Source organism: Lysobacter antibioticus (assembly GCF_001442535.1).
GTDB lineage: Bacteria > Pseudomonadota > Gammaproteobacteria > Xanthomonadales > Xanthomonadaceae > Lysobacter > Lysobacter antibioticus.
Genome location: NZ_CP013141.1, coordinates 2,134,581 through 2,147,899, shown reverse-complemented (window position 1 = coordinate 2,147,899; position 13,319 = coordinate 2,134,581). Strand labels below are relative to the sequence as shown.

The 13,319-nt window shown below is 66.5% G+C and carries 12 protein-coding genes; 9 read left to right on the top strand and 3 right to left on the bottom strand.

Annotated elements, in window-relative coordinates; genetic code table 11:
• Positions 1 to 259 precede the first annotated feature (259 nt).
• Positions 260 to 2,029, top strand: a complete 1,770-nt coding sequence (aspS, locus tag GLA29479_RS08650) for an aspartate--tRNA ligase (RefSeq protein ID WP_057971349.1) — start codon at positions 260 to 262, stop codon at positions 2,027 to 2,029.
• Positions 2,030 to 2,234: 205 nt separating this feature from the next.
• Positions 2,235 to 2,780, top strand: coding sequence for a GNAT family N-acetyltransferase (locus GLA29479_RS08645; protein ID WP_057971348.1), 546 nt, complete (start codon positions 2,235 to 2,237; stop codon positions 2,778 to 2,780).
• Positions 2,781 to 3,646: 866 nt separating this feature from the next.
• Here the strand turns inward: GLA29479_RS08645 and GLA29479_RS08640 are convergent.
• From GLA29479_RS08640 to GLA29479_RS08630, 3 genes are all read right to left on the bottom strand, one after another.
• Complete coding sequence (locus GLA29479_RS08640; protein WP_057971347.1) at positions 3,647 to 4,126, bottom strand: hypothetical protein; 480 nt, start codon at positions 4,124 to 4,126, stop codon at positions 3,647 to 3,649.
• A gap of 25 nt (positions 4,127 to 4,151) precedes the next feature.
• Entirely contained in the window at positions 4,152 to 5,342 is a 1,191-nt protein-coding gene (locus tag GLA29479_RS08635; RefSeq protein WP_057971346.1) for a LamG domain-containing protein, read from the bottom strand.
• A gap of 231 nt (positions 5,343 to 5,573) precedes the next feature.
• A complete protein-coding gene (locus tag GLA29479_RS08630; protein WP_057916992.1) occupies positions 5,574 to 7,088 on the bottom strand; it encodes a DUF4832 domain-containing protein in 1,515 nt (504 codons plus the stop codon).
• Positions 7,089 to 7,427: 339 nt separating this feature from the next.
• Between GLA29479_RS08630 and GLA29479_RS08625 the strand changes: the two genes are divergently transcribed.
• From GLA29479_RS08625 to GLA29479_RS08595, 7 genes are all read left to right on the top strand, one after another.
• Complete coding sequence (locus tag GLA29479_RS08625; protein WP_057916993.1) at positions 7,428 to 7,658, top strand: DUF6289 family protein; 231 nt, start codon at positions 7,428 to 7,430, stop codon at positions 7,656 to 7,658.
• A 144-nt stretch (positions 7,659 to 7,802) separates the two neighbouring features.
• Positions 7,803 to 8,456: an alpha/beta hydrolase gene (locus GLA29479_RS08620; RefSeq protein ID WP_057973125.1), complete on the top strand. Its 654-nt coding sequence runs from the start codon at positions 7,803 to 7,805 to the stop codon at positions 8,454 to 8,456.
• 128 nt (positions 8,457 to 8,584) lie between these two features.
• Positions 8,585 to 9,316, top strand: a complete 732-nt coding sequence (locus GLA29479_RS08615; RefSeq protein WP_057916994.1) for a YebC/PmpR family DNA-binding transcriptional regulator — start codon at positions 8,585 to 8,587, stop codon at positions 9,314 to 9,316.
• Between the two features lie 16 nt (positions 9,317 to 9,332).
• Positions 9,333 to 9,860, top strand: a complete 528-nt coding sequence (ruvC, locus tag GLA29479_RS08610) for a crossover junction endodeoxyribonuclease RuvC (RefSeq protein ID WP_057971344.1) — start codon at positions 9,333 to 9,335, stop codon at positions 9,858 to 9,860.
• A gap of 154 nt (positions 9,861 to 10,014) precedes the next feature.
• On the top strand, positions 10,015 to 10,608 hold the full coding sequence (gene ruvA / locus GLA29479_RS08605) for a Holliday junction branch migration protein RuvA (RefSeq protein WP_057916996.1): 594 nt from the start codon (positions 10,015 to 10,017) through the stop codon (positions 10,606 to 10,608).
• 34 nt (positions 10,609 to 10,642) lie between these two features.
• Entirely contained in the window at positions 10,643 to 12,592 is a 1,950-nt protein-coding gene (locus tag GLA29479_RS08600; RefSeq protein ID WP_057916997.1) for a potassium transporter Kup, read from the top strand.
• A gap of 246 nt (positions 12,593 to 12,838) precedes the next feature.
• The gene (locus GLA29479_RS08595) at positions 12,839 to 13,288 is read left to right on the top strand and encodes a cupin domain-containing protein (protein WP_057971343.1); all 450 of its coding nucleotides are present in this window, start codon (positions 12,839 to 12,841) and stop codon (positions 13,286 to 13,288) included.
• Positions 13,289 to 13,319 lie beyond the last annotated feature (31 nt).

The window sequence follows — 13,319 nt, the reverse complement described above, 5'->3', positions numbered from 1 at the left end:
TGCGGGGTCGAGCCGCATCCGCCTGCCCGGAGTTTGGCCGGCGGTGCAGGGCATAACGGCCGCACAGGGCGCACTGCACCGGTCCTGAGCGTGGCCGGGCAACTGCAGCGGTCCTGCGCGTGCACTGGCACGTGCACTAGAATGATCGGTTCCGGCCCCCGGCCGGCGAGGCGTTCCCGGCCCGGCAGCTGCCGCGGCCCGGTCCCGAACCCTCCTGTCGCAACCCCCACGATTCACGGATCGACCAATCGGAGTTTCCATGCGTACCCATTTCTGCGGCCTCGTCGACGAGGCGCTGATCGGCCAGACCGTCACCCTGTGCGGCTGGGTCAACACCAATCGCGTCCAGAGCCACGTGGTGTTCACCGATCTGCGCGATCACGAGGGCGTGGTGCAGATCGTCGTCGACTCCGATACCGCCGAACTGTTCAAGACCGCCGGCGATCTGAGCGTGGAGAGCTGCGTGCGGGTGACCGGCACGGTGCGCGCGCGTCAGGCCGCCAACGAAAAGATCCGCAGCGGCAAGGTCGAAGTGCTGGCGGCGACGATCGAGGTGCTGAACAAGGCCGAGCCGCTGCCGTTCCATGCCCATGAGAACGCCGGCGAAGAAACCCGCCTGACCTACCGCTACCTCGACCTGCGCCGCCCCGAGATGCAGAAGATGATGCGCACGCGCATCCGCCTGGTGCAGTCGCTGCGCCGCTGGCTCGACGCGCGCGGTTTCCAGGACATCGAAACCCCGATCCTGACCAAGGCCACGCCGGAAGGCGCGCGCGACTTCCTGGTGCCGGCGCGCATGCATCCGGGCGAGTTTTACGCTCTGCCGCAGTCGCCGCAGTTGTTCAAGCAGATCCTGATGGTGGCCGGCTTCGACCGTTACTACCAGATCGCGCGCTGCTTCCGCGACGAAGCGCTGCGTGCCGACCGCCAGCTCGAGTTCACCCAGCTCGACATGGAGTTCGCCTGGGTCTCCGAGCGCGACGTGCAGGACACCGTCGAGGACATGATCCGGGTGGTGTTCAAGGAAACCATCGAGGTCGAACTCGATGCGCAGTTCCCGCGCATGACCTATGCCGAAGCCATGCGCCGCTACGGTTCCGACAAGCCCGATCTGCGCATCGACCTGGAATTCGTCGACATCGCCGAGCTGGTCAAGCAGTGCGAATTCAAGGTCTTCACCGATTGGGCCAACCACGCCGATGGCCGCGTCGTCGCCCTGCGTGCGCCGGGTGCGGCCGGCTGGTCGCGCAAGCAGATCGACGAGTGCGGCGCGCACGCGGCGAAGTACGGCGCCAAGGGCCTGGCCTGGATGAAGGTCGAAGACGCCGCGAAGGGCCGCGACGGCATCAACTCGCCGATCGCCAAGTTCCTCGACGACGCCACCCTGGCCAAGATCGTCGAAGTCAGCGGCGCCCAGAGCGGCGACGCGATCTTCTTCGGCGCCGCCGACTACAAGACCGCCAGCGACTTCATGGGCGCGCTGCGCCTCAAGCTCGGCAAGGACCTCGGCCTGGTCGCCGACGGCTGGAAGCCGCTGTGGGTCACCGACTTCCCGATGTTCGAGTGGGACGAGGAAGCGCAGCGCTACGTCGCCCTGCATCACCCCTTCACCGCGCCCGCAGTCGACGACATCGCCGACCTGCGCGCCAACGCCAAGACCGCGGTGTCGCGCGGCTACGACATGGTCCTCAACGGCAACGAGATCGGCGGCGGTTCGATCCGTATCCACCGCCCGCAGATGCAGTCGGCGGTGTTCGACCTGCTCGGCATCGGCGCGGAAGAGGCCGAGGCCAAGTTCGGCTTCCTGCTCGACGCGCTCAAGTACGGCGCGCCGCCGCACGGCGGCATCGCCTTCGGCATCGACCGCATCGCCGCGCTGATGGGCGGCACCGAATCGATCCGCGACGTCATCGCGTTCCCGAAGACCACCACCGCGCAATGCCTGATGACCGGCGCGCCGTCGCCGATCCCGGACGCGCAGCTGGCCGAAGTGCACGTGATGGTGCGCCCGAAGAAAGACCCGGCCTGACCGGGCCGCAAGGCCGGGCTCGTCGAGCCCGGTTGTCGGGCCAGCTCCGGCGGCGCGCGCGATCGCGCGCCGCTGCGGGCGGTGAGGCTCGGTGTCGTCCGTTCGCGGGAATACCGCCGCTGGGCGTAGCTCGGCCCAGTTCGGCCCAGCCAGTCCGCACGCGTTGCCGTTGCATCGTTACCGTCCGCTTACACTGCGAGGCCTTATGACGAACGCCGCACCGAAGTTTTCCATCCGTCGCGCCAGCGTCGACGATGCGCGGCTCGTCGCCGACATCGCTACGCGCACCTTCGTCGAAACCTTCGGCCATCTGTACCCGCCGGAGGATCTGCAGACGTTTCTGCTCGACAGCTATTCGGTCGAGAAGCAGACCGTGATCTTGTCGCACCCGGACTACGCGATCTTCTTGCTGGAACGCGATGGCGTCGCCGTGGGCCATGCCGCGGCCGGCCCCTGCGGCCTGCCGCATCCGGACGTGGCCGAAGGCGATGGCGAACTCAAGCGCCTGTACGTGCTGCGCGAAGCGCAGAACGGCGGCTGGGGCGCGCGGCTGTTCGACACCGTGCTCGAATGGCTGCAACGCGAAGGCCCGCGGACCCTGTGGATCGGCGTGTGGTCGGAGAACCTGGGCGCGCAGCGTTTCTATGGCCGGTACGGTTTCGAACATGTCGGCCATTACGATTTCATCGTGGGCAATACGCGCGATCACGAGTTCATCTTGCGGCGCGATGCGGTGACGGTTGCGGGGTGAGCTGACGCAGCGAAGCTTGTCGCTGTCGCTGTCGCTGTCGCTGTCGCTGTCGCCGTTGCTATTGCCGTTGCCGTTGCCATTGCCATTGCCATTGCCGTTGACGTTGACGTTGACGTTGCTGTGCGCGGCTTCGCGCTCGCGAAGGCAATGGAGGACCCGAAGGGCGGCCCGCATGGATGCGGGCCGTTTTTCATCGGGAAAGGGATGTCCCGTATGAAAAATCCCCGCGGAAGCACCGCTCGTGCGGGCCCTTGACTCAAAGAAAAGCATTTTTCTTTGGTTACCTTTCTTTTGTTGCTTATGACAAAAGAAAGTAACCCGCCGCTTTAGTGGCGGAAGCTTTTGGCGTTTGATCTTGCTTCCGACTAAGAGCCTAAAAGCCAGTGCAGAGCTTCCGCCCCCTAAAGGGTGCGGGTAACTTTCTTTTGGCCAAAGCCCCAAAAGAAAGTCACCAAAGAAAAGTGCTTTTCCTTGACGAAGCTCCCTTGCGAGCACGCAGCTTGCGCCGGGATTTTCCGATAAGACGTCCCTGTCTTATCGGAAAACGCCGCACGTCCTGTGCGGCGCCCTCCGGGTCTCCAGGCGGTCTCGCGAGTTCGGTACTGCGCCAAGCTCATCATGGCAATAGCAATAGCAATAGCAATAGCAATAGCAATAGCAACAGAAACAGCAACAGCAACAGCAACCGCAACAGCAACCGCAACCGCGGAACTGCTTCTGGGTAGGAGCGTCACAAGCCGCGACCGCGCGGCGTCACCTTGCCGCGCTATACCGATTCGCGCGTACCCCAAACCGACTGCTAAGTCCAAAAAAACGGCCTCCCCCGTCGAAGCGAGAAAGGCCGTATCGGTGCCGCGCAAATGTTCTCAGCGTTGATCGAGCAACACGTTCAACGTAGTCGCATCCAGCACGCCCTGTTTCTGGCCGAGCTTGAGCAGCATCGTTTCCAGGTCGCCGGCGGCGGCGGAATTGCGGGTGGTGGCGGTCGCAGCTTTCATCGCCGTGGCCGGGGCGGTGTCGATGCGCAGTTGTTGGCCCTTGATCAGCAACGGCTGAGGTTTGGCCTTGGCGGACGAGCCGCCGACGTGTTCGAGCAGGATGCCGTTGTAGCCGAGCACCGGTTCGGCCGCGGCGCCGGTTTTTGCCGGGGCGGCAAGGGCATCGGCGAGGCGGGTCTCGATCGCGCGTAGGGCGGCCGGGTCGGTGACGGTCACCACCGGGTTCGGACGGCCCGAATACACCAGGTAGGTGATCTGCAGGCCTGGCGCTTCGGCGGCGAGGGCGAAGGCCGGTGCGGCCAGCAGGGCCAGGCCGGTGAGCAGGGATTTCAGCGAAAGCTTGGTCATGGCGGTTCCCCGGGTGGGCGCAGGCTTAATTGACTTGTTCATGGCCGGTGCCCTCCACGCTGTCGGACCAGACCCGGAAGAAACCGCAGAAATCGGTGTAGGCACCGCGATTGGCGGTGCGCGGGTCGGTGATTTCGTTGCCGGAATTGTCGCGGTTGGTGGCGGAGGTCTGGCCGGGTTTGTGGGTCCATAGGCCGTTGGCGTCGCGGCGGTACCAGTGATAGTCGTAATTAGTCCCGGCCACCAGTGCGACGATGTTCTTGTAGCTCGAGGCGTTGATGTCGCTCACCGGTTCGAGGCCATCGCGGACCGCGGCGGCATGCACCGCAGCGCAGCTGATCGAGCTATACATCGAGCCGGCGGCGCGGCCGGGTTGGGCGAAGGTATTGGTGGCCTTGTTGTTGGCGTAGTTGTAGCAGTTGTTGTAACGCTTGCGGGTGGCGTCGTCATTCCAGTACGACGGCTGGAAATTGGTCCGGCCCGGCGCCATCAGATCGCCCAGACCGCCGCTGGCATCGGCCGGGAGCGCGCGGTTGTAGAGCAGCACTTCGTCGGCGCGGTCGTTGAAACGGTAGGACGCGATGTCCTTGTGCCCGCCGATCAGGAACGGCCGGTCGCCGTTGTCGATATTGGCCGCGATCGGGGTCGGCTGGGCGGTGGTGCGGCGGCCGTCGATGTAGAACGAAATCGTGTTCGGCGCGGTACTGCGGTTGACCACCGCGGCGATGTGGTGCCAACGGTTCGCCGCCATCGTCAGGCTGCCGTCGGAGACATAGTTGGCCCAGGTGCTGCCGTCGTTGAGTTGCAGCAGCACGTTGCGGCCCTGGTCGACGCCGAAGGAATAGCCGCGGCCGGCGCCGCTGGCGCGGTTCTCGACCAGCGTTTTGACGATCGACGAGCCGGGGTTGGCCATGCGTACCCAAGCGGCGACGGTGAAGCTGCCGCTGCCGAAGTTGAGGTTGGACGAGTTGGGCACTTCGACGTACTTGCCGGCGCTGAAGTCGGCGCCGGCATTGAGCCAGCCGTAGCTCGACGCGGCACCGCCCACGACCAGGCCGTTGCGTCCGAAGCCGCTGCTGTCGTAGGCGGTGTTGCCGGACAACTCCAGATGCCATTCGCCGACCAGGCCTTGGGTGACCCGTGGCGGCGCGGCGTGCGCGGCGAGGCAGGGCGCGAGCGCGACGCTCAGCGCCAGGAACCATGACGATCGTTTCATACCGACTCCCTGGTGATTGGCCCCGATGGGCGTCGGGGAATCTAGGGGCAGGCCGGGGTCGCGAACGTGACTGCGCCCGCGGATCGCGCGGGCGCAGGCGTATGGAGCGCGGACGCTCGCGCGCTTATGTGAGCGGTGCCGGATCCGTTCCGGACTCCGGGCGTGAATGCCTTCGCAGCAGGTCGATGAAGGGCGGGCCGGCGCCCCGGGGAAGAACGCCGGCCCGCTCGTTCAAAGGTCGACCGCCGCCGCGGCGACGGTCACCGTCCCCAAGCTCAATCGGCCGGCGCTGTCGCGGCCGGTGTTCTGCGGCTTGATCGCCGGACGGCCGGGCCAGCTGTCGGCGATCGCCAGGCGCAGCGAATAACTGCCCGGTGCGAGCGTGGCCGGCACCTGCGCGGTGGCGTCGACGAGCGCTGGTACCGTGTTCGGCATCAAGGCGTTCAAGGGATAGTCGAACGCGGCCTTGGCGCGGGTCGTGCCGCCGGCATCGACCCAGTGCAGTTCGGTCTGGTAGACCTGATACAGCGGTGCCGAGCCGGTGTTCTCGACGCTCAGCTTGACCGGGATGGCGGCGCCGGCCTGCATGCTGTCGGGCCAGTTGACCTGGCGCACGGTGAACTCGTAGCCGAGCGCGCGCTTGACCTTGAGCATGTTGGCTTTGAACGTCGACGGCTTGCCCGACGGATTGACCTCGTGCTGGCCGGCCGGACCGAGCCAGGTGAAGTGATACTCGCGCAGCAGGGTCAGGATGTCGTTGGTGCGTCCGGTCCAGGTCGCCTTCTGGCCGTTGTTCGGGCTTTCGCCGCCGATCGGGTTGAACTTCCAGTTGCCGCGCGCGGCGGTGGCGTCGTTGCGGAAGCCCCATTCCAGGTTGTGCCAGCCGCTGTCGTCGCACTCGGGCAACTTGGTGGCGAACTTGTTGCACATCGCGGTGAACGACGGGAAGTAGTCCTCGCTGAAGCCGAAGTTCGTGCCGCCGACATCGGACTGGCGCGCGTAACGGCTGTGCACCGGCGTCTGCTGGAACGCCGCGGCGTAAGCGTCGCGCACTGCGCTGCGGGTGGTCGCATCGGGTTCCCAACTGTCGCAGCCGGCGGTATGCCACTCGCCCCAGAAACCGAGCAGGCCGACGTGCACCGCGGTGATGCGCGGGTCGCCGTCGTAGCGGCGTCCGAACGCCTGCACGAACTGCACCAGCTGCTGGCGCATCGCCGGGGTGTTGTAGATCGGCGCGCGGCCGGGGCCGACGTCGTCGCACTGGGTCTGGCTGTAGTTGTGGAACTGGATACTGACCGGCGCCAGCTCGAGGAACTTCGGATACGCCCGCAGCGGCTCGGCTTCGTTGCGGTAGAAGTAGCCGATGTTGTTGGCCACGCTGTCCGGGTAGTCGGCGACCGGGCGCAGTACGAAGGTCGCGTTGGGGTCTTCGTCGAGGATCGGTTTCAGGTGGTTCGTTTCGAACTTGTCCCAGTCGAACTGTTCGTCGGCGGTTTCGATTTCGCGCCACGGGACGTAGATCTGATAGATCGATGCGCCGTAGTGGTTGTCGGGCAGGCCGCCGTCGGCGGCGACGGTGCTACCCCAAAGCAGGAAGCCGCGATGCGGGTTGGACAGATCGTTGTTGCTCTGGCTGGGGCGCAGCTCGCCTGCGGATGCGGGCGCTGCAGGAAACATCGCGACCGCGGCGAGCAACGCCGATGCCAGTACGTTGACGACGGGCAGAGCAGGGTGCCGCAGGTTCATACGGGCTTCCGAAGAGCGGGGGGGAGGTGCGGCGAATCCTGGGGGTTGTGAAGACGCACAGGATTAGCTCGCCGTCACACTCTCGCGGCGATCATGTTTTTATCTTCGACTTTGTTGAGATCGGTCGCGGTTTCGATATTGGATATGTTTGGATTTGTATTGACTGGCTTGGAACGTCGCCGATTCGTTATGGCCCGATTGGACGAAGCGTGCGGATCCGGGGCATCGGCATCTTCGAACTGTGATGCACACACGCATCGGGTGAACAATCGTGGTGGCGCTGTGGCTTAGCCTCGTATCGCGGACATGCAGTCCGCGGCACACACAAGGAGAGGTCAGATGCTTCGTACCCGGAAAGCGATTTTCACGGCAGCGTTGTTGTTGGGACTGGTGGCGGTGGCGGGCTCGGCGTTCGCGCGCTACCCGATCCTCGGCGTCGAATGGGCCGAGTGGACCCGCTATGACAGCAGCGGCAATGCCATCGGCGGCGGCCGCATCGAATGCGACGGTTCGGTGCAGACCTGGGGCACGGCCGGCGCACCGACCGGCCTGACCCTGCACCGCTGCTGATCGACCCGATGCCGTCGCGCAGCCGTCGCGGTTGCGCGGCGGCATCGCTGAATGACGTCTGGCCCCGATCTTCGCGGCGATCGCCGGATGCTTGGATTCGCCGCCGGCGGCGGCCATATTCGCGGCATGGACAGCCGCACCCACATGGACCCCCGCCAGCCCGCCGCCGAACGCGCCGCCAAGCCGCGCAGCCCGCGCCGGGTGCTGTTGCTGCACGGCATCTGGATGCCTGGGGTCTCGATGGGCTGGCTGGGCGCGCGCCTGGCCGCGGCCGGCTACGAGCCCGAAGTCTTCGCCTATGCCGGCGCCGGCGTCGGTCCGGAAGCCTCGATCGCGCGCCTGGTCGAACGCCTCGACGAGCCTTGCCATGTCCTGGCCCACAGCCTCGGCGGCCTGATCGTGCTGGGGGCCTTGCGCGAGCACCCGCAGTTGCCGGTGCGCCGGGTGGTCTGCCTGGGCACGCCCTTGTGCGGCAGCGCCGCCGCCGGCGGCCTGGCCCGCAAGGCCTGGAGCGCGGCCGTGCTCGGTCGCGCCGCCGAGGTGTTGCAGCGCGGCTGCCCGCCCTGGCAGGGGGCGGCGCAGGTCGGCCTGATCGCCGGCCGCACGCCGCACGGGCTGGGGCGTTTCTTCGGCCGTTTCGAGGGCGAAAGCGACGGCACGGTGGCGGTCGCCGAGACCCGTCTGCCGGGCTTGAGCGACCACACCGTCATCGATGCCAGCCACAGCGGCCTGCTGTTTTCGGCGCAGGCGGCGCGCCTGGCCGAGGCCTTCTTCCGTCGCGGCCGCTTTGGCGACTGAGCGGGCGAGCGAGCCGGACGCCGGCCGGACCGCCCCGGATCGGCGACGAATCTCCTGCCAACCGCCGGTGGGCGGGCACGATCGAGTAAAATCGCCGGCTTGTTCAGACAACACGTCCGGTTATTGCCATGGGTAGAGGTCCGTCGATTGAGGCTCGCAAGAACGCCGAGGATGCGCGGCGCGGCAAGATCTTCACCAAGATCATCCGCGAGATCAGCGTAGCGGCGCGTTCGGGCGGCGGCGATCCCAACAGCAATCCGCGCCTGCGCAGCGCCATCGACAAGGGCTTGTCGGCGAACATGACCAAGGACGTCATCGAGCGCGCGATCAAGAAGGCGACCGGTGCGCTGGAAGGCGTGGAATACGAGGAAATTCGCTACGAGGGCTATGCCCCGGGCGGGGTGGCGGTGATCGTCGACTGCCTCACCGACAACAAGGTCCGCACCGTCGCCGACGTGCGCCATGCCTTCGGCAAGTTCGGCGGCAACCTCGGCACCGACGGCTCGGTCTCTTTCATGTTCGCCAAGCGCGGCGTGCTCTGGTTCGACGCGGGCGCCGACGAAGAGCGCATCACCGAAGTGGCCATCGAAGCCGGCGCCGACGACGTGGTGGTGTACCCGGAAGACGGCTCGATCGACGTGCTGACCAGCGCCGAGGCCTTCGCGCAGGTCAAGGCCGCGATGGACGCCGCCGGCCTCGTCGCCGGCCAGGCCGAGGTCACCCTGCGCGCCGACAACAACATCGCCGTAACCGGCGAGACCGCCCAGCAGGTGGTCAAGCTGCTGAACTGGCTGGAAGACCTCGACGACGTCCAGAACGTCTATTCGAACGCCGATCTGGACGAGGACGCTTACGCATAACGCGTAAGCTGTCGTTGTGACCAGAATCCTAGGAATCGACCCCGGTTCGCAGCGGACCGGCCTCGGCGTGATCGACGTCGCGGCGGACGGACGCTGCGTGTACGTGCATGCGCAGGCGCTCAAGCTGCTCGACGCCGAGGATTTCCCCTCGCGCCTGGGTCTGCTGTGCGAAGGCCTGGAGGCGGTGCTCGACGAGTACCGGCCCGACCAGGTCGCGATCGAAACCGTCTTCATGGACAAGTCGGCGACTTCCGCGCTGAAGCTCGGTCATGCCCGTGGCGCCGCCCTGGCCACCGTGGTGCGCCGGCGCATCCCCATCAGCGAGTACGCACCGCGCCTGATCAAGCAGTCGCTGGTGGGCCGCGGCGCGGCCGACAAGCAGCAGGTCCAGCACATGGTGCGGCTGTTGCTGAATCTTCCCGAAGTGAAGCTGCAGGCCGACGCCGCCGACGCGCTTGCGGTGGCCCTGACCCATGCCCACATGAGTGCCACGGCGCTGCGAACCGGCATCGCCACCCATCAGTTGCGCAGGCGCGGGGCGTGAACCCGGCCCACGCCAGGGGCCCGGCGGCGTGCGGGGTAGGGACCTGCGCGCGCCACCGCGTTCCGTCTGACGCGCCGTCTTCGTATCGTCACCGCCCGCTTCGCGCCTGCCCGGTCCGCCGGGGCGCGTCGCCAGCCGTATCTGGAGTTCCACAGTGATCGGTCGTCTCAGAGGCACCCTGATCCACAAGCAGCCGCCGTGGCTGATCGTGGACGTCAACGGCGTGGGTTACGAGCTCGAAGCGCCCATGAGCACGTTCTACGACTTGCCCGAGCTCGGCCGCGAAGTGTCCTTGTTTACACACTATGCGCAGAAGGAAGACAGCGTTTCGCTGTACGGCTTCCTACGCGAGGCCGAACGGCGCTTGTTCCGCGACGTGCAGCGGGTCAGCGGCATCGGCGCCAAGATCGCCCTGGCGGTGCTGTCGGGCGTGCCGGTCGAGGAATTCGCGCGCCTGGTCCAGACCGGCGACGTCACCGCGCTGACCCGCATCCCCGGTATCGGCAAGAAGACCGCCGAGCGCATGGTCGTCGAGCTGCGCGACCGCGCCGCCGACCTGGCCGGGCTCGGCGCGCCGACCCTCGGCTCCAGCGGGGTTCCCGCCGATCCGCAGAGCGAAGCCACCATCGCCCTGCAGCAACTGGGCTACAAACCGGCCGAGGCCGCGCGCATGGCGCGCGACGCCACCGCCGCCGGCGACGATGCTGCCGCCATCATCCGCAAAGCGCTAAAGTCCGCGCTTCGTTGAGCCAAGGCGGGTCACCGCCACGGAACCACGCGAAATGTCCTCTACCGTTCCCTCCTCGCAAGGCAAGCACGCTCACGGCCATTCGGCCGCGAACGGGCACGACTCCGGCCATCACGGCTCCAAGAAGGGGCTGCCCGGCTTGGTCGTAGGCGCTATCGGCGTGGTCTTCGGCGACATCGGCACCAGCCCGCTGTACACGCTGAAAGAGGCGTTTTCGCCGCACTTCGGCCTGACCGGCAACCACGACACGGTGCTCGGCATCCTGTCGCTGGTGTTCTGGGCGCTGATGATCGTGGTCACCCTGAAATACGTGACCATCATCATGCGCGCCGACAACGAGGGCGAAGGCGGGATCATGGCGCTGATGACCCTGGCCCAGCGCACCTTGGCCAAGGGCGGGCGCTCGGCCTATGTGGTCGGCATCCTGGGCATCTTCGGCGCCTCGCTGTTCTTCGGCGACAGCGTCATCACCCCGGCGATCTCGGTGCTCGGCGCGGTCGAGGGCCTGGAAGTCGCCGCGCCCGGCCTGCATCGCTTCATCGTGCCGATCACCGTGGTGATCCTGGTGATGGTGTTCCTGGCCCAGCGTTTCGGCACCGAGAAGGTCGGCAAGGTGTTCGGGCCGATCACCATGCTGTGGTTCGTCTCGCTCGCCGCCATCGGCATCTACAACATCGTCCAGGCGCCGGAGGTGTTCAAGGCGCTGGACCCGCGCTGGGGCGTGCGCTTCTTCGTCGAGCACGGCTCGCATTCGGTGCTGATCCTCGGCGCGGTGGTGCTGGCCGTCACCGGCGGCGAAGCGCTGTACGCCGACATGGGCCATTTCGGCGCGCGCCCGATCCGCTACGCCTGGTACACCATGGTGCTGCCCTGTCTGATGTTGAACTACCTCGGTCAGGGCGCATTCGTGCTGCAGCATCCCGAAGCGGTCAAAAACCCGTTCTTCGAGGCGGTGCCGTCGTGGGGCCTGTACCCGATGATCGTGCTGGCGACGATGGCGGCGGTGATCGCCTCGCAGGCCGTCATCACCGGCGCCTACTCGGTCGCACGCCAGGCCATGCAGCTGGGCTATATCCCGCGCATGCAGATCAAGCACACCTCCAGCGACACCATCGGCCAGATCTACGTGCCGTACATCAACTGGATCCTGGCGATCACCGTCATCACCGTGGTGCTCGCGTTCCGCAGCTCGACCGCGTTGGCGACCGCCTACGGCATCTCGGTGTCGGCGACGATGCTGATCGACACTCTGCTGCTGGCCCTGGTCGCGCGCTCGCTGTGGCCGCGCTGGCGCACGTGGGTGTTGCCGTTGTGCGTGGTGTTCTTCGTCGTCGACCTCGGCTTCGTCATCGCCAATGGCGCCAAGTTCTTCCAGGGCGCCTGGTTCCCGGTCGTGCTGGGCCTGGTCGTGTTCACCCTGCTGCGCACCTGGCGCCGCGGCCGCGAATTGCTGCACGAGGAAGTGCGCAAGGAAGGCATCCAGCTCGGCAGCTTCCTGCCCGGCCTGATGCTGGCGCCGCCGGTGCGCGTCCCCGGTACGGCGATCTTCATGACCGCCGACAAGGGCGTGGTACCGCATGCCTTGCTGCACAACCTCAAGCACAACAAGGTGCTGCACGAGCGCAACGTGTTCCTGACCGTGGAAACGCTGGGCATTCCGTACGCACCGCGCGAGAAGCGCCTGAAGATCGAGGCGATCGGCAACGACTTCTATCGCGTGCTGATCCGCTTCGGCTTCATGGAAGTGCCCGACGTGCCGCTGGCGCTGATGCGTTCCTGCGATGCCGGCGGCATCTATTTCGACCCGATGGACACGACCTACTTCGCCAGCCGCGAGACCGTGGTCGCCAGCCGTCACCGCGGCATGCCGATCTGGCGCGACCGCCTGTTCGCCTTCATGCACCGCAACGCGGCGCCGGCGACCGGGTTCTTCCGCATTCCCGGCAATCGCCTGGTCGAGCTCGGCGCCCAGGTCGAGATCTAGTCGCCTCGCTGCGCGGCCGGGGTTTTGCAACGGCCGCAGCGGTGCTGCGGCTTGGCGAATTCGAAGTCCGAGGCGAGGGCGTTGCCTGCGTGCGACCGATCCCGAATCCCGGCCGGCGCAACAGCACCGCTGCAACACAGCGGTGCGCGCGGGAAATTCGGGAAAAATCGTTCCACCCGTGCCGGATTGCCGCCTCGTACCGGTGGCGCCTAGCCTCGTCGCACTTTCCATCGACGAGGTTCCGCGATGACCCGCTCCCGCGCTTTCGTGATCCAGCAACAAGACGCCGAAACACTGCAGGGCAACGGCACCCAGCTGTGGTTGCTGGCCGACGCCAGCGACTGTTGCGGCGCGCTCGGCGCCAACCGCCTGCGCCTGGAGGCCGGTGCGGCCGGCGCCAAGCCGCATCACCACAAACGTTCGAGCGAAGCGTTCTATGTGCTCGACGGCGCGCTTGAGATGGTCATCGACGGCGAGACCATAACCGTCGAAAAGGGCGGCTATGCGGTGATTCCGCCCGGCGTCGTGCATTCCTTCGCCGCCAGCGAAGGCCGGGTCGCTGACGTATTCATCACCCTGGCCCCCGGTATCGACCGTTTCGATTATTTCCGCATGCTGCCGAGCATCATGCGCGGCGAAGTCGATGCCGAGCGCCTGGCCGAAGTGCACGACCGCTACGACGTGCATTTCGCTTGAGGGGATGCACCTGGGTTTCCCGCTCCGCCGT